General features: G+C 73.4%; 25 protein-coding genes and 1 pseudogene. 11 read left to right on the top strand and 15 right to left on the bottom strand.

Features of this window, described 5'->3' with window-relative positions:
• Positions 1 to 54: 54 nt before the first annotated feature.
• Positions 55 to 543 (bottom strand): FBP domain-containing protein, encoded by a 489-nt coding sequence (locus ACZ8ZB_RS02720; RefSeq protein ID WP_470736112.1) that lies wholly within the window; start codon positions 541 to 543, stop codon positions 55 to 57.
• A gap of 181 nt (positions 544 to 724) precedes the next feature.
• Here ACZ8ZB_RS02720 and ACZ8ZB_RS02715 point away from each other — a divergent pair.
• A pseudogene (locus tag ACZ8ZB_RS02715) lies at positions 725 to 1536 on the top strand (ROK family protein); the annotation flags it as partial.
• Between the two features lie 186 nt (positions 1537 to 1722).
• Here ACZ8ZB_RS02715 and ACZ8ZB_RS02710 read toward each other — a convergent pair.
• From ACZ8ZB_RS02710 to ACZ8ZB_RS02695, 4 genes are all read right to left on the bottom strand, one after another.
• Positions 1723 to 1989, bottom strand: coding sequence for a hypothetical protein (locus ACZ8ZB_RS02710; RefSeq protein WP_470736111.1), 267 nt, complete (start codon positions 1987 to 1989; stop codon positions 1723 to 1725).
• A gap of 68 nt (positions 1990 to 2057) precedes the next feature.
• Positions 2058 to 3089 carry an SDR family oxidoreductase gene (locus tag ACZ8ZB_RS02705; protein ID WP_470736110.1) on the bottom strand — a complete coding sequence of 344 codons (1032 nt, stop codon included), beginning with the start codon at positions 3087 to 3089 and terminating at the stop codon, positions 2058 to 2060.
• A gap of 338 nt (positions 3090 to 3427) precedes the next feature.
• A complete protein-coding gene (locus tag ACZ8ZB_RS02700; RefSeq protein ID WP_470736109.1) occupies positions 3428 to 4642 on the bottom strand; it encodes an FUSC family protein in 1215 nt (404 codons plus the stop codon).
• A 30-nt stretch (positions 4643 to 4672) separates the two neighbouring features.
• Positions 4673 to 5329, bottom strand: coding sequence for an HAD family hydrolase (locus tag ACZ8ZB_RS02695; protein ID WP_470736108.1), 657 nt, complete (start codon positions 5327 to 5329; stop codon positions 4673 to 4675).
• A 164-nt stretch (positions 5330 to 5493) separates the two neighbouring features.
• On the opposite strand from ACZ8ZB_RS02695, the gene ACZ8ZB_RS02690 reads away from it, so the two are divergent.
• Together ACZ8ZB_RS02690 and ACZ8ZB_RS02685 are read left to right on the top strand one after the other, a co-directional pair.
• Positions 5494 to 6303: an SDR family oxidoreductase gene (locus tag ACZ8ZB_RS02690; RefSeq protein ID WP_470736107.1), complete on the top strand. Its 810-nt coding sequence runs from the start codon at positions 5494 to 5496 to the stop codon at positions 6301 to 6303.
• A 55-nt stretch (positions 6304 to 6358) separates the two neighbouring features.
• Positions 6359 to 6622, top strand: a complete 264-nt coding sequence (locus tag ACZ8ZB_RS02685; protein ID WP_470736106.1) for a hypothetical protein — start codon at positions 6359 to 6361, stop codon at positions 6620 to 6622.
• 25 nt (positions 6623 to 6647) lie between these two features.
• Here ACZ8ZB_RS02685 and ACZ8ZB_RS02680 read toward each other — a convergent pair whose 3' ends face one another.
• The 3 genes from ACZ8ZB_RS02680 to ACZ8ZB_RS02670 all read right to left on the bottom strand — a co-directional run bounded on the left by ACZ8ZB_RS02680 (position 6648) and on the right by ACZ8ZB_RS02670 (position 8430).
• Positions 6648 to 7196 carry a VanZ family protein gene (locus tag ACZ8ZB_RS02680; protein WP_470736105.1) on the bottom strand — a complete coding sequence of 183 codons (549 nt, stop codon included), beginning with the start codon at positions 7194 to 7196 and terminating at the stop codon, positions 6648 to 6650.
• Positions 7197 to 7255: 59 nt separating this feature from the next.
• Positions 7256 to 7918 (bottom strand): DUF4230 domain-containing protein, encoded by a 663-nt coding sequence (locus ACZ8ZB_RS02675; protein ID WP_470736104.1) that lies wholly within the window; start codon positions 7916 to 7918, stop codon positions 7256 to 7258.
• Positions 7919 to 8049: 131 nt separating this feature from the next.
• Positions 8050 to 8430, bottom strand: a complete 381-nt coding sequence (locus tag ACZ8ZB_RS02670; RefSeq protein WP_470736103.1) for an anti-sigma factor antagonist — start codon at positions 8428 to 8430, stop codon at positions 8050 to 8052.
• 365 nt (positions 8431 to 8795) lie between these two features.
• Here ACZ8ZB_RS02670 and ACZ8ZB_RS02665 point away from each other — a divergent pair, with 365 nt between their 5' ends.
• The 5 genes from ACZ8ZB_RS02665 to ACZ8ZB_RS02645 are packed head-to-tail and all read left to right on the top strand — an operon-like array spanning position 8796 to position 13029.
• Positions 8796 to 10436 carry an ATP-binding protein gene (locus tag ACZ8ZB_RS02665; RefSeq protein ID WP_470736102.1) on the top strand — a complete coding sequence of 547 codons (1641 nt, stop codon included), beginning with the start codon at positions 8796 to 8798 and terminating at the stop codon, positions 10434 to 10436.
• Positions 10433 to 10843: a roadblock/LC7 domain-containing protein gene (locus ACZ8ZB_RS02660; protein ID WP_030821389.1), complete on the top strand. Its 411-nt coding sequence runs from the start codon at positions 10433 to 10435 to the stop codon at positions 10841 to 10843. The genes ACZ8ZB_RS02665 and ACZ8ZB_RS02660 overlap by 4 nt, the downstream gene beginning before the upstream one ends.
• Complete coding sequence (locus ACZ8ZB_RS02655) at positions 10840 to 11211, top strand: DUF742 domain-containing protein (RefSeq protein ID WP_470736101.1); 372 nt, start codon at positions 10840 to 10842, stop codon at positions 11209 to 11211. The genes ACZ8ZB_RS02660 and ACZ8ZB_RS02655 overlap by 4 nt, the downstream gene beginning before the upstream one ends.
• Positions 11192 to 11797 (top strand): GTP-binding protein, encoded by a 606-nt coding sequence (locus ACZ8ZB_RS02650; protein WP_470736100.1) that lies wholly within the window; start codon positions 11192 to 11194, stop codon positions 11795 to 11797. The genes ACZ8ZB_RS02655 and ACZ8ZB_RS02650 overlap by 20 nt, the downstream gene beginning before the upstream one ends.
• A complete protein-coding gene (locus ACZ8ZB_RS02645; protein WP_470736099.1) occupies positions 11794 to 13029 on the top strand; it encodes a cytochrome P450 in 1236 nt (411 codons plus the stop codon). Before ACZ8ZB_RS02650 ends, ACZ8ZB_RS02645 begins: the two co-directional genes overlap by 4 nt.
• A gap of 40 nt (positions 13030 to 13069) precedes the next feature.
• Here the strand turns inward: ACZ8ZB_RS02645 and ACZ8ZB_RS02640 are convergent, their stop codons facing one another.
• On the bottom strand, positions 13070 to 14101 hold the full coding sequence (locus ACZ8ZB_RS02640; protein WP_470736098.1) for a 7-epi-alpha-eudesmol synthase: 1032 nt from the start codon (positions 14099 to 14101) through the stop codon (positions 13070 to 13072).
• Between the two features lie 320 nt (positions 14102 to 14421).
• Between ACZ8ZB_RS02640 and ACZ8ZB_RS02635 the strand changes: the two genes are divergently transcribed.
• Complete coding sequence (locus tag ACZ8ZB_RS02635; protein ID WP_470736097.1) at positions 14422 to 14814, top strand: VOC family protein; 393 nt, start codon at positions 14422 to 14424, stop codon at positions 14812 to 14814.
• Between the two features lie 39 nt (positions 14815 to 14853).
• Here the strand turns inward: ACZ8ZB_RS02635 and ACZ8ZB_RS02630 are convergent, their stop codons facing one another.
• Both ACZ8ZB_RS02630 and ACZ8ZB_RS02625 read right to left on the bottom strand, forming a co-directional pair.
• Positions 14854 to 15126, bottom strand: a complete 273-nt coding sequence (locus tag ACZ8ZB_RS02630) for a DUF4235 domain-containing protein (RefSeq protein WP_470741406.1) — start codon at positions 15124 to 15126, stop codon at positions 14854 to 14856.
• Between the two features lie 112 nt (positions 15127 to 15238).
• The gene (locus ACZ8ZB_RS02625) at positions 15239 to 16264 is read right to left on the bottom strand and encodes a glutathione S-transferase family protein (RefSeq protein WP_470736096.1); all 1026 of its coding nucleotides are present in this window, start codon (positions 16262 to 16264) and stop codon (positions 15239 to 15241) included.
• A 137-nt stretch (positions 16265 to 16401) separates the two neighbouring features.
• On the opposite strand from ACZ8ZB_RS02625, the gene ACZ8ZB_RS02620 reads away from it, so the two are divergent.
• Positions 16402 to 17331, top strand: a complete 930-nt coding sequence (locus ACZ8ZB_RS02620) for a cation diffusion facilitator family transporter (protein WP_470741405.1) — start codon at positions 16402 to 16404, stop codon at positions 17329 to 17331.
• Between the two features lie 78 nt (positions 17332 to 17409).
• Here ACZ8ZB_RS02620 and ACZ8ZB_RS02615 read toward each other — a convergent pair whose 3' ends face one another.
• The gene (locus tag ACZ8ZB_RS02615) at positions 17410 to 17853 is read right to left on the bottom strand and encodes a nitroreductase family deazaflavin-dependent oxidoreductase (protein ID WP_470736095.1); all 444 of its coding nucleotides are present in this window, start codon (positions 17851 to 17853) and stop codon (positions 17410 to 17412) included.
• 71 nt (positions 17854 to 17924) lie between these two features.
• Complete coding sequence (locus tag ACZ8ZB_RS02610) at positions 17925 to 18581, bottom strand: LysE family transporter (RefSeq protein ID WP_470736094.1); 657 nt, start codon at positions 18579 to 18581, stop codon at positions 17925 to 17927.
• 251 nt (positions 18582 to 18832) lie between these two features.
• On the opposite strand from ACZ8ZB_RS02610, the gene ACZ8ZB_RS02605 reads away from it, so the two are divergent.
• Positions 18833 to 19801 (top strand): aldo/keto reductase, encoded by a 969-nt coding sequence (locus ACZ8ZB_RS02605; protein WP_470736093.1) that lies wholly within the window; start codon positions 18833 to 18835, stop codon positions 19799 to 19801.
• A gap of 12 nt (positions 19802 to 19813) precedes the next feature.
• On the opposite strand, the gene ACZ8ZB_RS02600 is transcribed toward ACZ8ZB_RS02605, so the two are convergent.
• Entirely contained in the window at positions 19814 to 20461 is a 648-nt protein-coding gene (locus ACZ8ZB_RS02600) for a DUF4232 domain-containing protein (RefSeq protein ID WP_470736092.1), read from the bottom strand.
• 13 nt (positions 20462 to 20474) lie between these two features.
• On the bottom strand, positions 20475 to 22853 hold the full coding sequence (locus ACZ8ZB_RS02595) for a SpoIIE family protein phosphatase (RefSeq protein WP_470736091.1): 2379 nt from the start codon (positions 22851 to 22853) through the stop codon (positions 20475 to 20477).
• Positions 22854 to 22906: the final 53 nt, after the last annotated feature.

Raw genomic sequence — 22906 nt, 5'->3', positions numbered from 1 at the left:
CATCGAACGTGTTCATCTGCGACGGCAGTCCCCCGGCGGACAGACGGGCCGCCTCTACAGCTTGTCGAGGAAGGCGAACAGGTTCTCCCTGGTGCGGGCGATCTGTTCCTCCAGGGTGAGGCTCTCCTCGAAGCGGGCGCCGGTCTCCGGTACCTTCCTGCCGCGCAGGTAGAGGGAGCAGGCGAGATCGGTGCACATGTAGGCGCCGACCGAGTTGCCCTCACGGCCGGCCGGGCCCGCCTTGCGCGCCGTCATCAGGGCGACGCCGCCGCGCGGGTGGGTCGTCAGGCACAGGGAGCACATGCTGCGGTGCAGGAAGCCGCGCCGGGCGGGCTGGAAGCGCATGGCCACCCCGACGAGGCGGTCCTCCCGCTCGGTGACGAGATAGCTGCGGTCGGGTGCGCCGGGGTCGCGCCAGCCGAGGAAGTCGAGGTCGTCCCAGGGGCGTTCGCCCAGGTCGCGCGGTACGGCCAGCCGCTTGGCCTCGCCCTTCGAGCAGTTGATGAACGAACCGCGGATGTCCTGCTCGGTGAGCGTTCTCATGAGGGCTTCTCCTGGCGTGCTCTTTCGAAACCTGGGGGGTCTAGGTTTCTGGGTCAGGGTAGATATCCGGCCTGGGGCGGGGCCAGCGGTTTTTCCGGGGGCGCGCCCGCCGGGTGCTCGCGCTGATCATGATCACCGAGGCGGTTCCGCGGGTGGTCGGGGCGGGCGCGAGCGCCGGGTGCGGGGCGCCGTCGTGCACGGCCGGACCATCGGCTGGGACGCCGTCCCCCTGGAGTCCCTGCTCCGCGCCGGGTCCCCGCTGCCCGAAACGGTGCCGTACTTCATCGACAACGGCGCCAGGATCCTGGGCCAGGCCGAGATGTGGTTCGGCGCCGGGCGCGGCGCCCGCAACGCCGTCGTCGTCCTCTTCGGCTCAGGCGTCGGCGCCTGCCTGGTCACGCCCGAGGTGGAACACGGCCGGGCGGCCGCATGGGGACATCTGACCGTACGGGTCAGGGGGCGCCGCTGCCGCTGCGGCGCGCTCGGCTGCCTGGAGGCGTGCGCGGGCGCCGAGTCGCTGCTCGCCCGGTGGCGCGAGGAGGGCGGCCGGGCGCCCGGGCGCCCGGGAACCTCGAGGACACGGACGAGGAGACCGCGCTGACGACGATGCTCGCCGCCGCCTACCCGGCCGACGACGGAGCCGCCGACCCCGTCGCGCTCGCCGTGCTGGAGGAGACCGCCGAGTACCCGGGCGCGGGTCTGTCCGACCTGATCAACCTCTTCCAGCCCGAGCGCATCCTCATGGGCGGCTGGGCCGGCCTCCGGCTCGGCTCCCGCTTCCTGCCGTCCGTGCGCCGGTACGCCCTGTCGTACGCGCTGCGCCACCCGGCCGGGAAGGTGACGATCGAACCGGGCCGGCTCGGCCCCGACGCGGTCACCGTCGGCGCCGCGATCCTGCCGCTCGCCGACTTCTTCGCCCGCGGCGGACGCCGTCCCGCCCCGGACCCGCAGTCCCCGCCGCCCGCCCGGCACACGGCCCTCCGGGAACGCGCCCGCGCTGGGAACGCCCGTGCGAGCCGGCCCGGTCCGGACCGGCGGCGCCCGTCCCCCGTCCCGTACCGGGCCCCGGGGGAAGCGCCCCGTGTCAGGGGCGTCTCCCGCCCGGATGAGCAGGGAGGCGCCGCCGACCGGAGCCGGCCCGAGCCGGAGGACGGGCCCTGACCCGTCCGTGCGGCCCGGTCAGGCGGAGGACTCGTCCGGCACCGGCTGCTGCGGGTTGCCGGATCCCGAGTGCGGGGCGCCCTTGCGGCCCGTGCCGGCCTCGTCCGTGTCGGGGACGTCGGACTCCGGCTCCTCCGGTTCGCCGGACTCGTCCTCGCTCTTCCGCTCCGCGGCGCCCGGCGCGACCTCCCAGGGGTCCTCGCCGGCGCCGGCCTGCTGGTCCGGCAGGTCACGGGGAACACCCGCGCCGTTCTCGCCGGGCCCTTCGAGGCGGTGGTCGGTCACGGCACTCTCCCTTCGTTCGTGTGCTGACCCTCGCGGACACCTCCGCGAGGAACGGTGGAACCCGCTGCTCAGCCGACCTTGCGGCCCCGCATCGGTTCGGTGTCCTCCCCGGCCCCCTGCTCCATGCCCAGCAGGAACTCCTCCACCACCTGCGTCGCCGTGTGCTCCGGCCGCCAGCCGAGTTCCACGCGCGCACGCGTGCAGTCCATCAGCGGCAGCCTCAGCACGGCGTCGAACAGATGCGGCGAGGCGGGCAGCAGACGCAGCCCCCAGGCGGCGGCGACCGCCGAGCGGACGGCGGTGCGCGGCAGCCGTACCCGGCGCGTCCCGAGCATCTCCCCGAGCAGTTCCGCGTCGACCGTCGGCTCCGCGGCGAGATTGAAGGCCCCCCGCGCCCCGGCGGACAGCACGGCCAGACGGTAGGCGTGGGCCGCGTCGTCGGTGTGCAGCGCCTGCACCCGCAGCCCCGGAACGTCCGGGAGGACGGGCAGCAGATCGGGCCGCGCCAGCGGCCCCGGCAGGAAGCGGCCGCCGAAGATGCGGCGCTGCTCGCTCCCCGACTCCCGCTTGAAGAGGAACGCGGGCCGCATCCGCACCACCCGCGTCCCCGGATGGTCGCGCTCGAACGTGTCCAGGGCCCGCTCCAGGTACGCCTTCTCCCGGCAGTACGCGGCGTCCGGCCAGCCGTGCGTCGGCCACGACTCGTCCACCGCGCGGTCCTTCGGGCCCGGCGAGTACGCCCCGACCGACGAGGCGTGCACCAGCGCCGGCACCCCCGCCTCGGCCACCGCGTCGAACACCCGCATGCTGCCCAGCACATTGGTGCGCCAGGTGCTCGCCGGATCATGCGTCGGCTGGAACGCCCACGCCAGATGGACCACCGCGTCCGCACCGGTGAACTCGCCGACCAGATCGGACCGGTCCGAGGCCACGTCCACCGCCGACCACTCGGTCCTCGGGGGCGACAGGCCGGGGATCCGGCGCGCCAGACCCCGTACGGAGCCGACCTCCGGCTCCTGCGAGAGGACCCGCACCACGCTGGTCCCGACATTGCCGGTGGCACCCGTGACGACGACCCTCATGCCCGCTGCGCTGCTCACCTTCCCGCTCCTCTCGGCCGCCCGTTCCGCGGAACGGGCCGAGTACCCCTGCGGCGGAGGCGTGCACGCCCGCCGGACGTCCCGAAGCGGAGCCGCACCGGGGGAAGACAGGGGAAAGCCCCGACCGCGACGGGGGAATCACGGCCGGGGCGGCTCGGTGGTGGGCACGGACGGCGGTCGCCTCTCGGCGAAAGGCTCCACAGGGCTTCAGCCGAACGATCGTCCCTGTGGGCGGATGACGAGGCCCGGGGACACTGTCGCGTCCGCACCCACGGTCGGTTCAACGGAGAACCGCCCCCGGGTGTTCCGCGCCGGGCCGCTCGTGGGCGTGATGTGTGTCACCGGCCCCGGGCGCCGCCGTCGAGCTCGGCCCAGAGGTTCTCGGCCTGGAGCACCAGCGTGCCCAGGACGGCCGTCCGCGCGGCGCCCTGCCCGGCCTGTTCGAGCAGCCGGTCCTGGAGTTTCCCGTGCAGGTCCCGCATCACCGCCTCGGTCCGTTCGTCCAGGAGGGCGTCCGCGCGCGTGCCGTCGTCCAGCAGCCGGTCGGCCTCCGCGTGGCAGGCGTCACCGATCAGCTCCAGCAGTTCCGCGTAGCAGCCCAGCACCGCGGCGTCCGGCGCGGCGGGCGTCCGGTCCTCGTCGGCGGCCACCGCGAGCGTGCGGGTCAGCGCCGTGACATGCCCGGTGACGCGGCTGAACCGCTCGTCCTCGTACTCCGGCGGCAGCGCCTCCGTCGGCGCCCGGTGCAGGGCGCGCAGCACGCCCGAGGTCAGCCGCAGGCTCTCCCTGCTCCAGCCGCGGGCCGAGCGCAGCGCCTCCCGGCGGTCCTGCAGCCGCGTCGCGGAGCCGAGCCGGCCCGCGGCGGTCCGCGCGTCCCACTCGCCCCCGCGCAGGTCCCCGGCGACGGCGTGCAGCACGTCACCCGACTCGCGGGCGAGCGCCGCCAGGTTCTCCCGCACGTCCCGCAGATGGACCGGCGGCAGGATCAGCGCGTTGACGGCGATGCCGATGACCGCGCCGAGCGCCGCCTGCCCCAGCCGGTGCCCGACGGCGACCGCGCTCACCGTTCCCGTGGCGATCGTGAAGACGGCCGTGGTGGCGGCGTAGATGCCCTGGTCGCCGAAGCGCGGCCAGTTCGACAACAGCACCAGCACCGGCACCGACAGCGCCAGGGCGCCCGTGGTGTCGTCGGTGACCGCCTGCGCCCCCGAGGCCACGAGGGCTCCCACGCAGATCGCCGTGAACTGCCGCGCCCCCTGCACCAGCGAGCTGTAGACGGTGGCCTGCACCAGGACCAGCGCCACCCAGGGCGCCATCAGCGCCATCGGGTCGCCGAGCCACACCTGCGCCAGCAGCCAGGCCAGCAGCGCGGCCCCGGCGGCCTTCAGCGACTGGACGAGCAGGTCCCTCTCCCGCCCGGGCCCCCGCCACGCGGCCCGCACCGCCCGGCCGACGGACCGCGCGTCCCACCGCACGGCCTCCCGCACCCGCGCCACCGGAGCCAACCGCCCCGCGGCCTCACCCTGCCCGCTCTCTTCCCGCACACATGACATGCCCCGCGGGTATCCCGGGCCCCGGGGATCTCATGCCAGGGGACCGTCCGACAGCGACGCCAGGAGGTGCGCCGGGTCGTCGTAGACCGCGTCCGCGCCGGCCTCCTCCAGGTCGGCGCGCGGAATGCCGCCGCACAGCACGCCCACGCAGCGCACACCGGCCCGGCTGCCCGCCCGCATGTCCCACACCGTGTCACCGACGAGCACCGCCCGCTCCGCGGGCACCCCGGCCAGCTCCAGGGCGTGCTCGATGGGCTCCGGCGCGGGCTTGCCCTCCGCCACGTCGTCGGCGCTCGCCGTCGCGGCGATCGCCTCGTCCGCGTCGATCGCCCGGCGCAGCGCACCCAGCTCGGCGCCGCCCGCCGAGGTGGCGAGCACCACCGTCCAGCCGTCCCGGTGCAGCCGCTTCAGCAGCCGGCCGGCGTCCGGCAGCGCGGGCAGCCGGTCGAAGTACTGCCCGTACAGCGCCTTGTGCGCCGCGCTCAGCTCCTCGTCGCGGCCGGTGTCCCGGTCCTCGCCCAGCAGGTGGGCGACCAGGTCGGAGGAGGCCAGCCCCACGGCCCGGTGGACGGCGTGCATCGGCACCCGATGGCCCGCCTGCCGGAAGGCCTCCCACCAGGCGGTCACATGCAGGTGGTTGGTGTCGACCAGAGTGCCGTCGACGTCGAACACGGCCGCCCGTTCCATACGCGGTCCCTCCTCGTCCCCTCGCGTGCGGTACGGGTACCACCTCGGCCGCCCGCCACTCCGGAGGAGCGCGGGCCGCGATGCGGCGGACAAGGGGGATTGGTTCCCGCGTGTGCGGGTACTGCGATGCCTCGCACCCGACCGTCGGCGACCAGGAGGCCCGCATGTCCGTCCCCGCCACTCCGAGCAGCAGGGTCGCCGTGATCACCGGCGCGGACTCCGGGATCGGCCGGGCCACCGCCGTACGCCTGGCCTCCGCGGGCATGGACGTGGGCATCACCTGGCACAGCGACCGCGAGGGCGCCGAGGAGACGGCGCGGGAGTGCCGGGCGCACGGGCGGCGGGCCGAGGTGGCGCCGCTGGACCTCACCCGGCTGCCCGCCGCCGCGGACACCGTCGACGAGCTGTGCGAGCGCCTGGGCCGCGTCGACGTCCTGGTCAACAACGCCGGTACGGGCACGATGACGCCCTTCCTCGACCTGGAGCTGTCGAAGGTGCGCGAGGTCCTCGACGTCGATCTGATCGGCCCGTTCCTGTGCGGGCAGAAGGCGGCACGGCACATGATCCGGCAGGGCGACGGGGGCCGCATCGTCAACGTGACGTCCGTGCACGAGCACCAGCCCCGGGTGGGCGCCGCGCCGTACTGCGCCGCCAAGGGCGGTCTCGGGCTGCTCACCCAGGTGATGGCGCTGGAGCTCGCCGAGCACGGCATCACCGTCAACGCGGTCGCCCCCGGTGAGATCGCCACGCCCATGACAGGACAGGAGGACACCGACCCGCGCACCGAGGACCGCCCCGGCGTCCCCCTGGGACGGCCCGGCGACGCCCGTGAGGTCGCCGCGGTCATCGCCTTCCTCGCCGGGCCCGAGGCCTCGTACGTCACCGGCGCCTCCTGGAGCGTGGACGGCGGAATGCTCCGGATGGGTCCGCAGGCCGGGTCGCACCTGACGGACGACGGCTGGCGGCGGCCCTGAACGGCGGCGCGCCCGCACACCGCGTTCGCGCCGCTCGCGCTCTACCCTCGGGTACATGACCGAAAGCGCGAGCCCGTACATGTCGCATCCGCGGATCATGGTGCTCGGGGTACAGCCCGGGACCCCGCCGTTCCGGATCGTGGAGATCGACGGACAGGTGGTGGGCGAGGCGAAGACCGTCACCGACGTGCTGCACGCCGCCGCCGCGTTCGGGATCACCGTCCACGACCTGGACGACCCGGACGTGGTCCACTGGGTGGGCGGCGACAAGTTCACCTGGACCCTGCGCGGGGTCCCACGCGCGAGCGAACGGCCCTGACCCCCGGCGCCGCGTCCCCCGGGGCTCAGGCCTTCGGGCGGCGCGCGTGCACGGCCCGGCTCAGACGGCGGCCCAGGAGCAGGTAACCGAGCAGCGCCCCGCCGGTGTTCAGGATGACGTCGTCGATGTCGAAGGCGCGTCCGGTCACCAGGGCGCCCTGCGCGCACTCCACCAGCAGCATCACGACGGCCGTCAGCACCAGCACCCGCAGGAATCCGCGCGTGCGCGGTGCGACGACCGGGACGAGCACGCCGAAGGGGACGCCGAGCAGGATGTTCCCGCCGATCTGACGCACGGCGTCCCGCAGCGCGGGCTGGTCCAGATAGGCCCTCAGCGAGCGGCCCGGATGCAGATTGGTGTGGGTCAGCGCCTCCGAGGCGGGGGAGGGGTACAGGGTGAGCCGGGCCAGGACCGCGGCGAAGGCGACCATGAACACGAAGGCGCACAGCACCGCCAGCAGCCGCGGGAGCAACGGCAGCGGGCGCCGCTCCGGAGCACCCTCCGCGGTGCCGCGCGCGGACGGCCGCGGACGCCGTCGGAGCAGGGAGCGCGGACGCGGGACGGCGCGGGCCATTCTGTCCTCCAGTCGTCAGCTTCCGTGTGTGGTACGCCGGTTACCCCAGGTCGTGCGGGTCAGTCGCCGTAGCTGACCCGCACCTCCTCGAAGCCCAGGGAGCGCAGCAGCCCTTCGAGCATCTCCGTCGTGTTGGTCTCGGCCCGGGCGGTGAGTCCGCTCTCCTTCGCCGCGTCGCCGATGTGCCGCACGGCGAGCTTCTGCACGGCCTGTTCGCTGTTCGGGTTGTCCGAGAAGAGGTCGCCGAGCCGGTCGAACAGCCCGCGCTGCTTGGACACGGCGTAGGAGCGCTCGGGGTCCAGGGCGGGCTTGCCCAGACGGGCGTGGGGCAGCCGCAGCGAGGCGGACGTACGGTCCTCGTCGACCCGTACGTCGTCCTCGTCCAGCTTCCCGAGGTCGACGTAGGCGTCGACGGTGCCCGCGCCCACGTACAGCGTGCGGCTGCCGCGGACGGCGTCCGGCAGGAACTTCGCGTCCTTCTCCAGGTCCACCACCACCTGGAAGTTGCCCGAGGCGGCGTCGTAACGGCTGAGGTCCTGGATGGACTCCAGCAGCGCGGGCCCGGAGCGGTCCTTCGTCTCCGTGCCGAACAGGTCCTTCAGGCCCGGCAGCAGGCTCAGCCGGATCCCGGCGAACAGCACGACGAGCAGCAGCACCACCGCGCCGAGCGCCTTCACCCATCCGGGTAAACGCGTGATCGGTCCCTTCACGGGAGTCGTCATGGCGACGGCCCTCCTTCCTGCTGACCGGATTCCCCCCGGTTCCCCGGACAGGCCAGGGAAGTCGGGGGACGGGCGACCGCACCGGGAGCACGGAGGGGCGCACGGCGGGCGCCGGGCCGCGGAGCGGGTGGTCAGAGCGGGCCGGAAGTGGCCTCGGGCTGCTCCAGGGCCGCGTCCAGGGTCGGCCACGGAGGCAGCAGACGGGACGTGCCGGTGATCCGCAGCATGCGCAGGGTCAGCGGGTGGGCGCACACGAGGCGCAGCCGGCCGGAGCCGTCCGCGATCCGCTGCCGGGCCCGGTACAGCAGACGCAGCCCGGAGAGGTCGAAGAACTCGACGTGGGTCAGGTCGATCACGATCCGGGCGTCCGGTTCGGCGGTCGCCATGTCGAGGTGCGGGACGATCTCCGCGGCCGCGGCGATGTCGATCTCGCCGCGGAGCTCCAGCACCGTGTGTCCCCGGTCGTGGCGGACGCGCAGATACCGGGTCAGCGGTGCAGGTTCGTACCGCACGACGCCATCGCCTCCAGCCTGCTCCGTGCAACGGGGGAGCGGATCGGTTCCAACACCGGTCCGCATCCTGCGAGTTACTTTCGATCGAGTGCATTTGAGCATGTTCGATTGACATATGTCTTCGCATTGCGACCGAGTTTTTTCGAACCGGTCGATCGGTCCCGGAAGGTGTCGTCGGAGCGTGACGGAACCCTCACCCCGGGCATCGGACGAAATTGATCCACAGGGGTGCCGACCCGATAAGCTCCTCACCCGCGCCGCGAGTTGACCGACATCGCGACGGGTTGCCTCGTGGTGCGCACGCGTGAGTGCGGTCCTCGTCGCACGCTCCCCCGCACACCCCCATGTTGCTTCGAAGGATGCAGATGGAACTCGCCACTCCGCCACCGGCGGCGCGGGCCCCCGTCACCTGGCACGGCTGGTGGCTGATGCCGCTCGGCCTCGGCGGCGGGACGGTCGCCGCCACGTCGATGGGCTCGGACCGGATCACCACGGCCGTCCTCGGCGCCGCCGCGACGGCCGCCTGCTCCGTGTGCGTACGGCTCATGCTCCGGTACCGGGTCCGGCTCCTGCGGGCGGAGGACGCCCACCGCACCTCGCAGGCCGAGCACACCCGGCGGTGGCAGCAGCACATGGCGGACCAGGAGCGGAGGTTCACCGACGAACGCGCCGAGCGGGAGCAGGAGTTCGAGGAGCGGCTGGCCGAGCGGACCAGGGCCTGCGAGGCGCGGCTCGCCGAAGAGGCCGAGACCAGGCGGGAGCAGCTGGCCCATCAGCTGTCCGCGGTCGCCCGTCTCGCCGACGAACAGCTCCCGGAGGCGATCGGACGGCTGCGCGCCGGCGACGCCATCGACGACCTGCTGCCGAGCGTCAACCAGTGCGCGAAGGTCGGCGCCGACCTCCAGACCGAACTGCGCAAGCTGCTGCGCACCGCGCTGATCGGCCTGGAGGAGGAGTTCGACCGCTCCACCTCCGCCGAACAGGCCGTCATCAGCATCGGCAACCGCATCCACGTGCTGACCAGCAAGCTCCGCGGCCGGCTGCACGAGATGCAGGGCGAACACGGCCGGCTGCCCGCCGTCGCCCGGGGGCTGATGGAACTCGACCAGGAGATCGGCCCCGCCGATTGTCTGGCCGCCAGCATCGGCGTCCTCGGCGGTTCCGACCGGCCCGGCAGACAGTGGCAGGAGCCGCAGCGGCTGCTGAGCGTGGTGCGCGGCGGCATCGGCCGGATCAAGGACTTCCACCGCGTCCAGCTGAGCCGGCTTCCCGAACTCGGCGTGGACGGCGGGCTGGTGGACCACCTCACGCTGATCTTCGCCCATCTGCTCGACAACGCGGCCCGCTACTCGCCGCCCTCCGAACCCGTGGTGGTCTCCGGCCGCGAGGTCCCCAACGGCGTCGGCATCGAGATCCAGGACTCCGGCAAGGGCCTGAGCGAGGAGAAGAAGCGCGCGGCCGAACACGCCCTCGCGGGCACCGCACCCGGGGCGGGCATCGGCGGCATCACCGAGGACGCCAACATCGGCCTGCGGGTCGTCGGCGTCCTCGCCCGCCGCTACGGCATCCGCGTCACCTTCGCGGACTCCCCCTGGCTCGGCACCTCCGTGGTGGTCGTCGTACCGCACAAGTACTTCAGCCCGCTGCCCGCGGCCGCCGTGGTGGAGCCCCCCGCCGTCGAGACCGGCCCGGCGTCGCCGGCCGCCGTCGCCGGACCGGCCCCGGACGAATCCGCCGGGCCCGCCGGCACCACCCCCGGCGGACTGCCCCGCCGCCGCAAGCGGACCGACCCGGACGACCCGCGGCCCGCCGCGCCCGCCGGACCCGTGACGGCCGGCGCGGTGGCCGCCGTACCGCCGGACGCCTCCTTCGCCGGCCTCGCCGCCTTCGCCACCGCCGGACGCGCCGGCGACCCGGCGCCCCGGACACCCGGCGACCGTGACACCACCCCCACCGGACGCGAGTCCACCGAGCACCGCACCGAAGAGAGCGACCAGACCACATGACGCAGCAGGGAACCGACGTGAGCTGGGCGCTCCGCGACCTCGTCGAGAGCATCCAGGAGATCCGCTTCGCCCTCGTGGCCTCCAGCGACGGCAAGGCCATCACCTCCTACGGGGCGGACGACCCCGACGACGTCGACCGCTTCGCGGCGGTGGTGGCCGGCCTCCAGGCACTGGCCCAGCCGGTCGCCGAACAGTTCCCCGCCTACGCGGGACAGCTGCGGCTGGCGATGATCGAGGTCGACGGCGGTCACCTCTTCGTGGTCCGCGCCGGTGTGGAGACCTACCTCGGCGTCCTCGCCCGGGAGGGGCTGGACCAGGGTCTGCTCGGACACCAGATGAGGGACCTCGCCCGCAGAATGGGCGAACTCCTCGGGACCACTCCGCGCCTGGAGGAGCACTCTGGATGAGTGCTCCCCGCCAGCCCGCGGACCCGTCCGGTCTCGAGCGCTACTACGTCCTCACCCGGGGGCGCAGCGGACCGGGCGGTGCGGCGGCCGGCCTCGACGTCGCGACCCTCGTCGTCTCCCGTCCGGGCCCCGTCCCGGGCCTGCAGCACGAGCACGAGGAGATCGTCCGGCGCTGTCGTGAGCCGCTCTCGGTCGCCGAACTCGGCGCCCACCTCGGGCTGCCGTTCAACATTCTCGCGGTGCTGCTGTCGGACCTGCTGGAAGCGGGCCGGATCGAAGCCCGCGACCCCATCCCGGCACACGTCGCCGGTCGCGGGCCCGACCTCGCGCTCCTTGAGGAGGTACTCAGTGGACTTGAAAGGCTTTGACCGGCCCGGCCGGCGGGGCGGCGGGGACATCCGCTCGGTGAAGGTGATGATCGCCGGCGGCTTCGGCACCGGGAAGACCACCATGGTCCGCTCGGTCAGCGACATCAGGCCGCTCACCACCGAGGAGACGCTCACCCAGGCCAGCGCCGGTGTCGACGACCTCATCGGGGTCGCCGACAAGTCGCGGACCACCGTCAGCCTGGACTTCGGCAAGATCGGCCTCAACGACAGCCTGACGCTGTACCTGTTCGGCACGCCGGGCCAGGAGCGGTTCTGGTTCCTGTGGAACGGGCTGTTCAAGGGGGCGCTCGGCGCGGTCGTCCTGGTGGACACCCGGCGGCTGGCCTCCAGCTTCCGGGCGATCGAGGAGATGGAGCGGCAGCAGGTGCCGTTCGTCATCGCCCTCAACGTCTTCCCCGACTCCAAGGACTTCCCGGCCGAGGAGATACGGGACGCCCTGGACATCCCCGCGCACATCCCGGTGGTGTCCTTCGACGCCCGTGACCGTGCCTCCAGCCGTGACGTGCTGGTCGCCCTGATCCAGCACCTGAAGGAACGCTCGGCCGTCGCCGTGGAGTCCCGATGAACGACCCCGAACCCCCCCGCGGCTGCCCCGTCGCCCACCACGGCACCGGGCTCACCCGGCTGTACGGGCCGGAGGCGGCCACCGACCCGGCCGGCATCTACGAACGGCTGCGCAAGGAGCACGGCCCGGTGGCGCCCGTGCTCCTGGAGGGCGAGGTGCCGGCCTGGCTGGTGCTCGGCTACCGGGACGCCCGTCGGGTCCTGGACAACCCCCGCCAGTTCACCCGGGACGCCCGCATCTGGCGGGACCGGGCCGAGGGCCGCGTCGACGAGAACTCACCGCTGGTCCCGATGCTCGGCTGGCGTCCCGACTGCGTCTCCCAGGACGGCGAACCGCACCGCAGGCTCCGCGCGGCCGTCACCGACGCCCTCCAGGCGGCGGCCGGCCGCGGCATCCGCCGGCACGCCACGCACTACGCCAACAAGCAGATCGACGCGTTCGCGGACGCCGGGCGCGCCGACCTGGTGCACGACTACGCCGAGTACCTGCCGATGCTGGTGCTCAGCCGTCTGCTGGGGCTGCCCGAGACGGAGGGCCGCGACCTGGTCGAGTCCTGTGCCCAGGTCCTCAGGGGCGGCGGGAGCGCCGTCGCCCACGACGCGCGCATCCAGGAGATCCTCGGCGAACTCGTCGTGCGCAAGCGCTCCGAGCCCGGCAGCGACCTCGCCACCGCCCTGCTGGGGCACCGCGCCGGGCTCGACGAGGACGAGGTCGTCAGCCACCTGCGTCTGGTGCTGATCGCCGCGCACACCACCACCAGCAATCTGCTGGCCCGGGTGCTGCAACTGGTCCTCACCGACGCCTCGCGGCTCTCCGGGCTGATCAGCGGCCGGCTGAACGTCTCCGAGGTGGTGGAGGAGGTCATGTGGGACAACCCGCCGCTGGCCGTCCTGCCGGGCCGCTTCGCCGCGAGCGACCTGGAGCTCGGCGGTCACCGCCTCCAGGAGGGCGATCTGCTGGTGCTCGGGCTCGCCGCGGGCAACCGGGACCCGGAGATCCGTCCGGACGCCGGAGTGTCCGTCCAGGGCAACCAGGCGCACCTGGCGTTCAGTTCGGGCCCGCACGAGTGCCCAGGACAGAACATCGGCCAGTCCCTCATCGAGATCGCCGTCGACGTCCTGCTGCACCGGCTGCCCGGACTGCGGCTGGCGGTGGAACCGGAGGAGCTCAGTTCGACCGCCTCCACCTGGGAATCCAGGCTGGACGCCCTGCCCGTCGAGTTCGGCGGGTGACGTCGCCGCCCGGCCCGGGCGGCCGGGCGGCACGGCCGTCTCACACGGTCAGCAGATCGTCCACGGAGCCCCGCCCGGCCTGTTCCGCGGTGGCCACGGGGCCCTCCTTCACCGCCGCGTACCGGCCGGTGGTCAGCGCCCACTCGTAGTTGCCGTTGATCCAGTGCCGGATGGCCTCCACGCCCCGGTGCACCCGGTCGCGCTCGTTCACGTCCAGCCCGAGTTCGTCGCACATCCGCGGCACCCGCTCCTCCAGTTCGAGGTACTCCGCCAGACGGGCGGTCGTCATGCCGTACGCCTCGGCGGCGGCCTCCTCCCAGGAGCAGCCCCGCTCCCGGTGCAGGACGGCGATGAGGTTGTGCCCGTCGCCGCGGCGGCGCTCCCGCTCGAAGGAGTGGATGTCGTTCATGAACCCGATGGTGTCCGCGGCCAGGTCGCGCAGCCGCTCCATCAGCGGATGCGCCATCGCCTGCGCCGGGACCTCGAAGCCGCGGCTGCGCTCGCCCGCGTCGATGCTGTGGTGGATGCCGACGGTACGGCGCCGGAAGGCCGCGTACTCGTCCAGGCCGAGCGTCCCGGCCAGCCCCCGGGCGGCCAGGTCGACCTCCTCGCAGTGCGCCACCAGGAACCGCCCCCAGGAGGCCGCGAACCGGGTCTGCCAGGTCAGGGACATGCCGTCGGAGAGGAGGGCCCAGACCTGGGTCCAGGCCAGTGTGATGGGGCAGACGACCCTGGGCGTGCTCCCCGCCGGCCGCAACGGGGTCACGATCAGCTCCCGGGCCACCTCGGCTATGCGCTCGGCGCGGTCGGGCCGCCCGACGTCGAACTGGTCGTCGAAGAGGAACGCGAGGGAGAACCAGTTCATCAGGACGACCAGGTCCTCCGCCGAGGCGTACGGATACGTACGGGCGGCGGCCTGGGGCAGGTCCCAGGACCGGTACTCCTCGAAGCCGGCCCGGCTGCGGACCAGCCCCGTCTCCCGCACCCAGCGCAGATGACGCGCCCGTGCGTACTCCAGGTGGTCGCTGACGGGGGTGTCGAAGGGGAGGTCGAACCGGACGTCCTGGGACATGTGTTTCCTTTCGGGGCGCGGAACGCGGAGTCCCCCGCCCTGCGAACGGGCGGCCGTGAGGGCGACCGCCCGTGCACTCGAACCAGGCTTCAAGATACGTAGGTCGAATCAGGAAGCGCTACGAGAATGCCCCAAGATCGAGAAATCCACACCTGACGGTCGGTCATATCTGTTACCACGCAGACACGTTGAAGTGCGTACGCTCGCATTCCCCGGAAGTCGCTTGCATCGGGCCCCGGTTGAATCCGGCGAGCGGGGATAGGCGTCACGTACAGGGCGGGGCAGGAGCGCCCCGTGCCCCGGACTCCCGCGGAGGAGACATGACCCTGGTGACGGCCGGCGTGGTGGTGCTCGACTGTGCCGAACCCGAGAAACTGGCCGATTTCTACAAGGAGTTGCTGGGCGCGGAGGACGTCGACGCCCACGTCAACCGGGTGGAGATCCGGGCCCGCGACGGTTTCCGCCTGGCGCTGCGCCGCGACGTGAACGCGACCGCCCCGAGCTGGCCCCGCCCGGAGAACTCCCTTCAGGCGCACCTGGAGTTCGTGGTGGACGACCTGGACGCGGTGGAACGCCTGATCGTGAGCCTCGGCGGACGTCCGGTGGAGAAGGGCGACGCCTCGGGCCCCACCGGGGAGCGCGGCTACGCCGACCCGGCGGGCCACTCCTTCATCGTCCGCAGGGGCACCCCGACGGCGCCCAAACAGGGCTGACCCGCCGTCGGGGGACGGCGGGCCGGCCGTGCGGACGCATCAGTCGCGGCCGCCCTTGTCCGGGACCGGCCAGGTGCCCGTGGAGCGTTCGATGGCCTTGGCGCCGGCCCGGTCCACGGCACTGCGCACCACCGCGAAGATGGCGCCCTGGATCGCCGCGGCCAGCAGGATCTCTCCCCAGCGGCGGTCGCGGTCCAGCGCGTCCGGCGCGTCGTCCTCGTGCCGGATCATCTTCCAGGTCTTCTGGAACGCCATCCCCGCCACGGTGCCGCTGGTCCAGCCCAGCACGAAGCCGATCGGCTTGTACGCCATGGGCAGTTTCCTCTTGACCTTCTTGCTCTTCGCCACGTGGGTCTCCTTGAGTCGGCTGCGTGGTCTCGTCGTTGGATGGATCGTCGATGAACGGGTCGCCGGGCCGGTCCGGTCAGGGACGGCCCGGCGCCGGCACCTCCTCGCCGGCCCGCACCGGACCGGGCGGAGTACCGTCCCCGAACGGCCGGCCGCCCAGCTCCGCACGGTGGTGGGGCGCCGTCCAGCCGGACAGGTCGGGACCGAGGGGCACGATGCCGGACGGGTTGATTCCGGTGTGCACCTGGTAGTAGTGCCGCTTGATGTGGTCGAAGTCCACGGTGTCGCCGAATCCGGGCGTCTGGTACAGGTCGCGGACGTACGCCCACAGCACCCGGTTCTCCGTCAGCTTCCACCGGTTGCACTTGAAGTGGCCGTGGTACACCGCGTCGAACCGCACCAGTGTGGTGAACAGCCTGATGTCCGCCTCGGTGATGGTGTCGCCCACCAGGTACCGCTGCCGCTCCAGCCGCCCCGCCAGCAGCTCCAGCCGCCGGAACAGGGCCGTGCACGCGGCCTCGTACTCCTCCTGGTCCGTGGCGAAGCCCGCCCGGTACACGCCGTTGTTGACGTCCTGGAAGACGTCCTCCGCCAACGCGTCGATCTCGTCGCGCCGTGCCCGCGGGTACAGGTCGGGCGCCCCCTCGCGGTGCAGGGCCGTCCACTCGGTGGCGAGGTCCAGGGTGATCTGCTGGTAGTCGTTGGTGACCAGCTTCCCGCTGGGCACGTCCACGACCGCCGGCACGCTCACCCCGCCCGGGTACTCCGTCTCCCGCCGGTCGTACGCCTCGCTCAGGTACCGGATGCCCAGGACCGGGTCGCGGCCGTCCGGATCCAGGGTGAAGCGCCAGCTCCGGTCGTCCTGCAGCGGGTCCGTGACGGCCAGGGACAGCGCGTCCTCGAGACCGAGCAGCCGCCGGGACACCAGTGCCCGGCTCGCCCACGGGCAGGCCCGGCTCACGACGAGCCGGTAGCGCCCGGCCTCCACCGGCCAGCCGTCCCGGCCGTCCGCGGTGATCCGGTCCGTGAAGTGGGCCCTCGACCTCTTGAACTTCTTCCTGCCGTACGCACTGTTGCCGCCGCCCCCGTCGTCGCGGCCCATGGTGCCCTCCTCGTCGCCGTTCGGATGTCCCGGTGACCGCGTTCCCCGTTTTCCGCCGACGGCACGGTGTGGTGTGGGCCGACCGGGGCAATCGGCCGAACGTGAGTACTCGATCGGATCGCAGAACCCGGATCACGGTGCTGGTGGCGCTCGCCGCCAATCTGGTGATCGCCGTCGCCAAGGCCGTCGGCGGACTGGCCGCGTCCTCCCCCGCGTTGCTGTCGGAAGCGGCGCACTCGGTCGCCGACAGCCTGAACGAAGTGTTCCTGCTGGCCGCGCTGCGGCGCAGCCGGCGCCCGGCCGACCGCCGTCACCCGTTCGGCTACGGCAAGGAGCGGTTCTTCTGGTCTCTGCTGGCGGCCGTCGGGATCTTCGTGATGGGCGGCTGCTTCTCGTTCTACCAGGGCGTGGAGGCGCTCAGGAGCGGGGGCGAGGAGGACCTGGACGGCTATGTCGCCGGACTGGTCGTGCTCGGCGTCGCCCTGCTCGCCGAGGGCGGCTCCCTGCTGCGCGCCCTGTACCAGGTGCGCAGGCAGGGCGGCCTGGACAGCGGACTGCGTGATCCGGCGCTGCGCACGGTGGTCGCCGAGGACGGCACCGCGGTGGTGGGCGTCACCCTGGCCATCGTGGGCATGGCGCTGCACATGATCACCGGGCAGGTGGTGTGGGAGGCCTCCGCCTCGCTCGCCATCGGCGCGTTGCTGGTCTACGTCGCCTTCCGGCTCGGGCGCGACGCCCGCGACCAGCTGATCGGCGAGGCCGCCGACCCGCGGGCGAGCGACCGGATCCGGGAACTGCTGTGTCAGCAGCCCGAGATCGACAGTGTGGAGGCGCTCTTCACCATGAAGACGGGCCTGGACACCGCCCTGGTGGCCGCCCGCGTCGACCTGGTGCCCGGCATGGACAGCGAGCGGGTGGAGGAGGTCGCCGTACGCATCAAGCGGGCCGTCGCCCGTGAGGTGCCCGAGGCGGACCAGATCTTCCTCGACGTCACCGAACGGGGGTCTCCGGAGGCACGGGAGGCGTGGGAAAGCCCCGCCGCGACGGGGGAACGCGGCGGGGCCTGACGCACGGATGCCCGGCGGCCGGTGCTTCATGCGCACCGGGGCGGAGATTTTTCCCTCCGCCCGCCGGACCCGCACCCGTCAGCCCTGTTCCCGCCGCTCCAGCACGAAGACGGGGATCTCACGGTCCGTCTTCTCCTGGTAGTCGGCGTACGGCGGAAAGGCCGCGACGGCGCGCTTCCACCACTCGGCCTTCTCCTCCCCGGTGACCTCACGGGCCGTCATGTCGAACTTGGCCGGCCCGTCCTGGAGCTCGACGTGCGGGTCGGCCTTGACGTTGTGGTACCAGACCGGGTGCCGGGGAGCGCCGCCCAGCGAGGCGACCGCCGCGTACCGCCCCTCGTGCTCGACCCGCATCAACGGGGTCTTGCGCAGCTTGCCGCTCCTCGCGCCCCGGCTGGTCAGCACGATGACCGGCCTGCCCTGCAGGGTCGTCCCCTCCGTGCCGCCGGAGCTCTCGTACAGCTCCACCTGTTCGCGCACCCACTGCGTCGGACTCGGGTCGTACTCGCCTTGAAGAGGCATGGCATCCATCCCGTCGTTCTCGGGTACTGCGGTCGAGTCGATCACTTCCGCAACACCACCGCACGCCGGATTCATCCGACCGGGCCCCGCGGGCCGTCAGGCGGGCGCCACCGCCATGTGGACGCGAGGGCCGTCATCACCCCGGACGCCACCAGCGCGGTCACCAGCCGGCCCCGGCGACCGGCCGGCGCCCGGCCCAGCAGGGCGCCGCCGCCGGCGAGCAGCACCTGCCAGCTCGCGGACGCGGCGAAGGCCGCCGTCACGAACACGGTCCGCTCCAGGGGCCCGGCCGCCTCCACGCTGCGGGAGCCGAGCACGAGCGCCGCGAAGTAGATCACGGTGGTGGGGTTCAGCAGGGTGATCCCGAGCAGCGACAGATACGCGCGGGCGGCGCCCGGGGGAGCGGCCCGGGGACGGGTGGCGAGCAGCCGCCCGCGGTAGCGGCGTACGGCCCCGGCCGCGCCCCACGCCGCCAGTGCGAGCAGCACCAGCACACAGACCCACCGCATCGGCCCCAGGACCGGCCGCAGCGCCGACGCGAGGGCCGAACCGCCGAGCGCGGCCGCGAGGGCGTACAGCCCGTCGGCCGTGGCGACGCCGAGGGCCGCGCAGACGCCGGTGCGCAGGGTGGTGCGGGCGGTGAGGGAGACCAGGTAGGCCCCGACGGCGCCCACGGGGACGGCGATGCCGTAACCGGCGAGCAGCCCCGCGAGCAGGGCGGCCGTCATGAGCGCGGCGGTGTCGGTCCTCCCCGCCGGCCGGACCGCTGCTGTCGGCCCGCCGCGGTGGCGGTGGCGGACGGCGGCAGCGGGAGGGAGCTCGTGGGCATGGCGGGATCCTGGGGCCTCCCGGCCGGGGCGGGCAACCGGTTTTCTGCTTCGGAGGGCGGTGCGCCGCGTCCGGCGCCCGGCTTCGCGCGGGCGCCGGCACGTACGCTCCCTCTGGCAACCACCCTTCCCGACAAGCAGGAGCGGCGACGATGCAGTACGTGAAGCTCGGTTCGACGGGTCTGGACGTGTCGCGGATCTGTCTGGGCTGCATGACCTACGGCGTGCCCGACCGCGGCACGCACGAGTGGACCCTCGACGAGGAGGCCTCCCGTCCGCTGATCCGGCAGGCGCTGGAGGCGGGCATCACCTTCTTCGACACCGCGAACGTCTACTCGGACGGCACCAGCGAGGAGATCGTCGGCCGGGCGCTGCGCGACTTCGCCCGCCGGGACGACATCGTGCTCGCCACGAAGGTGCACGGCCGGATGCGGCCCGGGCCCAACGGCGGCGGACTGTCCCGCAAGGCGATCATGACCGAGCTGGACCACAGCCTCACCCGCCTCGGCACCGACTACGTCGACCTCTACCAGATCCACCGCTGGGATTCCGACACCCCCGTCGAGGAGACGATGGAGGCGCTGCACGACGTCGTCAAGGCCGGCAAGGTGCGCTACATCGGCGCCAGTTCGATGTACGCCTGGCAGTTCTCCAAGGCGCAGTACACGGCGGAACTGCACGGCTGGACCCGGTTCGTGTCCATGCAGAACCACTACAACCTCCTCTACCGCGAGGAGGAGCGCGAGATGCTGCCGCTCTGCGCGGACCAGGGCGTGGGCGTCCTGCCCTGGAGCCCGCTCGCCCGGGGCCGGCTCACCCGGGACTGGGACGCCACCACCGGGCGCAGCGCCACCGACGTGTTCGGCGGCACCTTGTACCAGGAGGGGGACCGTGCCGTCGTCGAGGCGGTCACCCGCATCGCCGAACGGCGCGGCGTCCCGCGCGCCCGGGTCGCCCTCGCCTGGCTGCTCCACCAGGACACGGTCACCGCACCGGTCGTCGGGGCGTCCAAGGCCCGTCACATCGAGGACGCCGTGGCCGCCGTCGAACTCGAGCTGACCGACGAGGAGCTCGGGGAACTCCGGCAGCCGTACGTCCCGCACCCGGTCGCCGGTCACTGAGGGCTTCGGGGTTCAGGGACCGGTGCCCGGCTCCAGCACGGTGAGGAACACCGAGGAGGCGTTGCCGGACACCGGGACCGCACCGGCCGTCCAGGGCACCTTCAGGGGGTCCCGTTCGTCCGGTGGGGTGACGAGGAGCGCCGCCGGAGCGGCCGCGCGGGCGCCGCTCACTCCGGGGCTCGCGTAGCTCAGCCCCGCCCAGGCACTGGCGCCGGGCCTCAGGGTGACGGTCGCCGGGTCACCGGGGGTGCGCTTCGGATCCCGGCCCAGCTGCCCGCCGGCCGCGTCCACGAAGGCGGCGCCCGGATGGCCGTGCAGGGTGCAGGTGCGGGAGGAGACGTTCGTCAGCACGAGAGGGAAGTTGCGCTGCCCCGCACCCGGGTCCATCCGGCCGACGGCGGCGCTCAGTTCGGCGGTGCGGCACCGGGACGCCGAGCGGTCCGCGGGCCCGGCGGCGGTCGGGGACCGGTCGTTCGTGGAACCGGCGGCGTCGCTCGGGACGGCGCCGCGCGGGGAGTCCCCGGTGGTCCGTGCGGCGGACGCGGAGGGCTGCGGGGAAGGGCCCGCGGTCCCGCTCCCGGTGCCGCAGGAGGCCAGCGCGCCCAGCAGGACCAGCGCGCCCGCCACCACCGCCGTCGTGTGCCGTGCCGCGTCCGCCATGGTTCACCTCGTGTCACATCTCGTCCGCCAGGGCCAGTTCCGACCAGATGGTCTTGCCGTCGGCCGTGTGTCTGCTGCCCCAGCGCCGGGTGAGCTGGGCGACCAGCAGCAGACCCCGGCCGCCCTCGTCCCAGGTCTTGGCCCGGCGCAGGTGCGGCGCCGTGTGGCTGGTGTCGGACACCTCGCAGATCAGCGTCGCGTCGTCGTGGATCAGCCGCAGCCGGATGGGCGGGGCGCCGTACCGGATGGCATTGGTGACCAGCTCGCTCACCACCAGCTCCGCGGTGAACGACGCCTCGGTCAGCTCCCAGGTGGCCAGTTGGTCGAGGACCTGCTTGCGGACGGGGGCGACCAGCGCCGGATCGGCGGGGACGTCCCAGGCGGCGACCTGCGCGGACGGCAGACCGCGGGTACGGGCCAGCAGCAGGGCCACGTCGTCCGTCGTGCCGCCCGGCGCGAGCATGGTGTGCAGGACCCGGTCGCAGGTCTCGTCGAGCGGGCCGGCGGCGTTGGACAGCGCCTCACGGAGCAGGACGTGACCGGCTTCGGTGTCCCGCCCGCGGGACTCGACCAGCCCGTCGGTGTAGAACGCCAGCACCGCGTCGTCGGGCAGCTCCAGCTCGACCGACTCGAAGGGCAGCCCGCCCAGGCCCAGCGGCGGTCCGGAGGGCAGTTCGAGGTGCCGGGCCGGGCCGCCCGGCGGGACCAGGACCGGTGAGGGGTGCCCCGCCCGGGACAGGGTGCAGCGCCGTGACACCGGGTCGTACACCGCGTACAGACAGGTCGCGCCGACCTCGCCCGCCCCGGGGTCGCCGCCCGACTCGTGCGAGAGGTGGAGCACCAGATCGTCGAGATGGGTGAGCAGTTCGTCCGGCGCCAGGTCGATGTCGGCGAGGGTGCGCACCGCGGTGCGCAGCCGGCCCATGGTCGCGGACGCCTGGATGCCGTGCCCGACGACGTCCCCGACCACCATGGCCACCCGCATCCCGGACAGCGGGATCACGTCGAACCAGTCGCCGCCCACCCCGGAGCGCGCGGCCGGCAGGTAGCGGGTGGCCGCCTCCACGGCGGCCGTGCGCGGCAGGGCGCGGGGGAGCAGGCTGCGCTGGAGCGCGAGGGTGGTCTCGCGTTCCCGGGAGTAGCGGCGGGCGTTGTCGATGCAGACGGCGGCGCGCGCGGTGACCTCCTCGGCCAGCAGCACGTCGTCGTGGGTGAACGCCTCGGGGCGGGAGAAACGGGTGAAGGCGGCCACCCCGAGGGTCGTGCCGCGCGCCTGGAGCGGGACGGACAGCATGGAGTGGACGCCGAACTCCCGGACCTGCCGGGCGCGTGCCTCGTCCACCGCGAGCCACGGGTCGAGATCGCCGGACGGCACCGAGGCCACGATGCCGTGGCCCGCGATCAACGAGTCCGCCTGCGGCGCGGCGGCCGGATAGACGACCACCTCGCCCACGCGGGCGACCGCCTCGGGGCTGCCCGGTGTGAGGGACTGGTGGGCGACCCGGCGCAGCGAGACCGGCGTGGTCAGCGGGCCGGTGGGCTCGCCCCCGGGCTCCTCGGGCTCCAGCAGGTCCACGCTGACGAAGTCGGCGAGGGCGGGCACGCACACCTCGGCCAGCTCCTGCGCCGTCCGGGTGACGTCCAGGGTGGTGCCGATGCGGATGCTGGCCTCGTTGACCAGCTGCAGCCGCTCCCGTGCCAGGTACTGCTCGGAGAAGTCGTGGGCGGTCACGCACACGCCCCGCACCCGGCCGGACGGGTCGGTGAGCGGGGCGAGCCGGGCCAGCCAGGCGTGCGCGCGGTTCTCGGTGGTGGCCTTCATGTACGTCTGCATGTCGTGCGGCCGTCCGGCGCGCAGCACCTGACGCAGCTGCCGTTCGAGTTCGGAGTGCTGCGGCCGGCCGCCGATGTCCGTAGGCCTCAGTCCCCGCAGGTGGGAGGCCGGCAATCCGAGGAGGTGGGCCATGGCGTCGTTGACCCCGCGCAGGCGCAGCCCTTCGTCGAAGACCATCGTGGCGCAGGGCGACTGGAACACGGCCGTCCTGACCAGCGGATCGTCGGGCAGTTCCCCGTCCGCGGCCTCCAGCGGGGTGACGGCGAGCCATTCCCCCGGACCGTCGTCCGCCGGCTGTCTGTGGTGGGCGAGCACCCACACCGTGACGGTCGTGCCGTCGCGGTGCCGCAGGGCGAGGGTGCCGCTCCAGCGGGCGGCCGGGAGCCGGGGCGGGCCCGAGCCCTCGGCCAGCAGCACGGCGGCCGGGCGGCCGACGACCTCCTCGGCCGTGTGTCCCAGCAGCAGGCGGGCACCCTCGCTCCACCGCGCGAGCGTGCCGTCGGCGGCGATGACGGCCCGGGCCGTCACGGCATCGTCGAACGGGTCGTCCGGCCTCATCCTCGCCACTCCATCGCGCACACTCACCGTGAACCGGTGCATCGCCTGAGTTC

This window comes from Streptomyces sp. 12E, from assembly GCF_055633275.1.
The sequence above is the reverse complement of the archived record's forward strand: the minus strand, read 5'-3'. Positions and strand labels throughout refer to the sequence as shown.

Coding starts and splice junctions, on each gene's coding strand:
- ACZ8ZB_RS02720 (WP_470736112.1), bottom strand. CDS start 543: ATGAGAACGCTCACCGAGCAGGACATCCGCGGTTCGTTCATCAACTGC.
- ACZ8ZB_RS02700 (WP_470736109.1), bottom strand. CDS start 4,642: ATGTCATGTGTGCGGGAAGAGAGCGGGCAGGGTGAGGCCGCGGGGCGG.
- ACZ8ZB_RS02695 (WP_470736108.1), bottom strand. CDS start 5,329: ATGGAACGGGCGGCCGTGTTCGACGTCGACGGCACTCTGGTCGACACC.
- ACZ8ZB_RS02690 (WP_470736107.1), top strand. CDS start 5,494: ATGTCCGTCCCCGCCACTCCGAGCAGCAGGGTCGCCGTGATCACCGGC.
- ACZ8ZB_RS02685 (WP_470736106.1), top strand. CDS start 6,359: ATGACCGAAAGCGCGAGCCCGTACATGTCGCATCCGCGGATCATGGTG.
- ACZ8ZB_RS02680 (WP_470736105.1), bottom strand. CDS start 7,196: ATGGCCCGCGCCGTCCCGCGTCCGCGCTCCCTGCTCCGACGGCGTCCG.
- ACZ8ZB_RS02675 (WP_470736104.1), bottom strand. CDS start 7,918: ATGACGACTCCCGTGAAGGGACCGATCACGCGTTTACCCGGATGGGTG.
- ACZ8ZB_RS02665 (WP_470736102.1), top strand. CDS start 8,796: ATGGAACTCGCCACTCCGCCACCGGCGGCGCGGGCCCCCGTCACCTGG.
- ACZ8ZB_RS02660 (WP_030821389.1), top strand. CDS start 10,433: ATGACGCAGCAGGGAACCGACGTGAGCTGGGCGCTCCGCGACCTCGTC.
- ACZ8ZB_RS02655 (WP_470736101.1), top strand. CDS start 10,840: ATGAGTGCTCCCCGCCAGCCCGCGGACCCGTCCGGTCTCGAGCGCTAC.
- ACZ8ZB_RS02645 (WP_470736099.1), top strand. CDS start 11,794: ATGAACGACCCCGAACCCCCCCGCGGCTGCCCCGTCGCCCACCACGGC.
- ACZ8ZB_RS02640 (WP_470736098.1), bottom strand. CDS start 14,101: ATGTCCCAGGACGTCCGGTTCGACCTCCCCTTCGACACCCCCGTCAGC.
- ACZ8ZB_RS02635 (WP_470736097.1), top strand. CDS start 14,422: ATGACCCTGGTGACGGCCGGCGTGGTGGTGCTCGACTGTGCCGAACCC.
- ACZ8ZB_RS02630 (WP_470741406.1), bottom strand. CDS start 15,126: ATGGCGTACAAGCCGATCGGCTTCGTGCTGGGCTGGACCAGCGGCACC.
- ACZ8ZB_RS02625 (WP_470736096.1), bottom strand. CDS start 16,264: ATGGGCCGCGACGACGGGGGCGGCGGCAACAGTGCGTACGGCAGGAAG.
- ACZ8ZB_RS02615 (WP_470736095.1), bottom strand. CDS start 17,853: ATGCCTCTTCAAGGCGAGTACGACCCGAGTCCGACGCAGTGGGTGCGC.
- ACZ8ZB_RS02610 (WP_470736094.1), bottom strand. CDS start 18,581: ATGACGGCCGCCCTGCTCGCGGGGCTGCTCGCCGGTTACGGCATCGCC.
- ACZ8ZB_RS02605 (WP_470736093.1), top strand. CDS start 18,833: ATGCAGTACGTGAAGCTCGGTTCGACGGGTCTGGACGTGTCGCGGATC.
- ACZ8ZB_RS02600 (WP_470736092.1), bottom strand. CDS start 20,461: ATGGCGGACGCGGCACGGCACACGACGGCGGTGGTGGCGGGCGCGCTG.
- ACZ8ZB_RS02595 (WP_470736091.1), bottom strand. CDS start 22,853: ATGAGGCCGGACGACCCGTTCGACGATGCCGTGACGGCCCGGGCCGTC.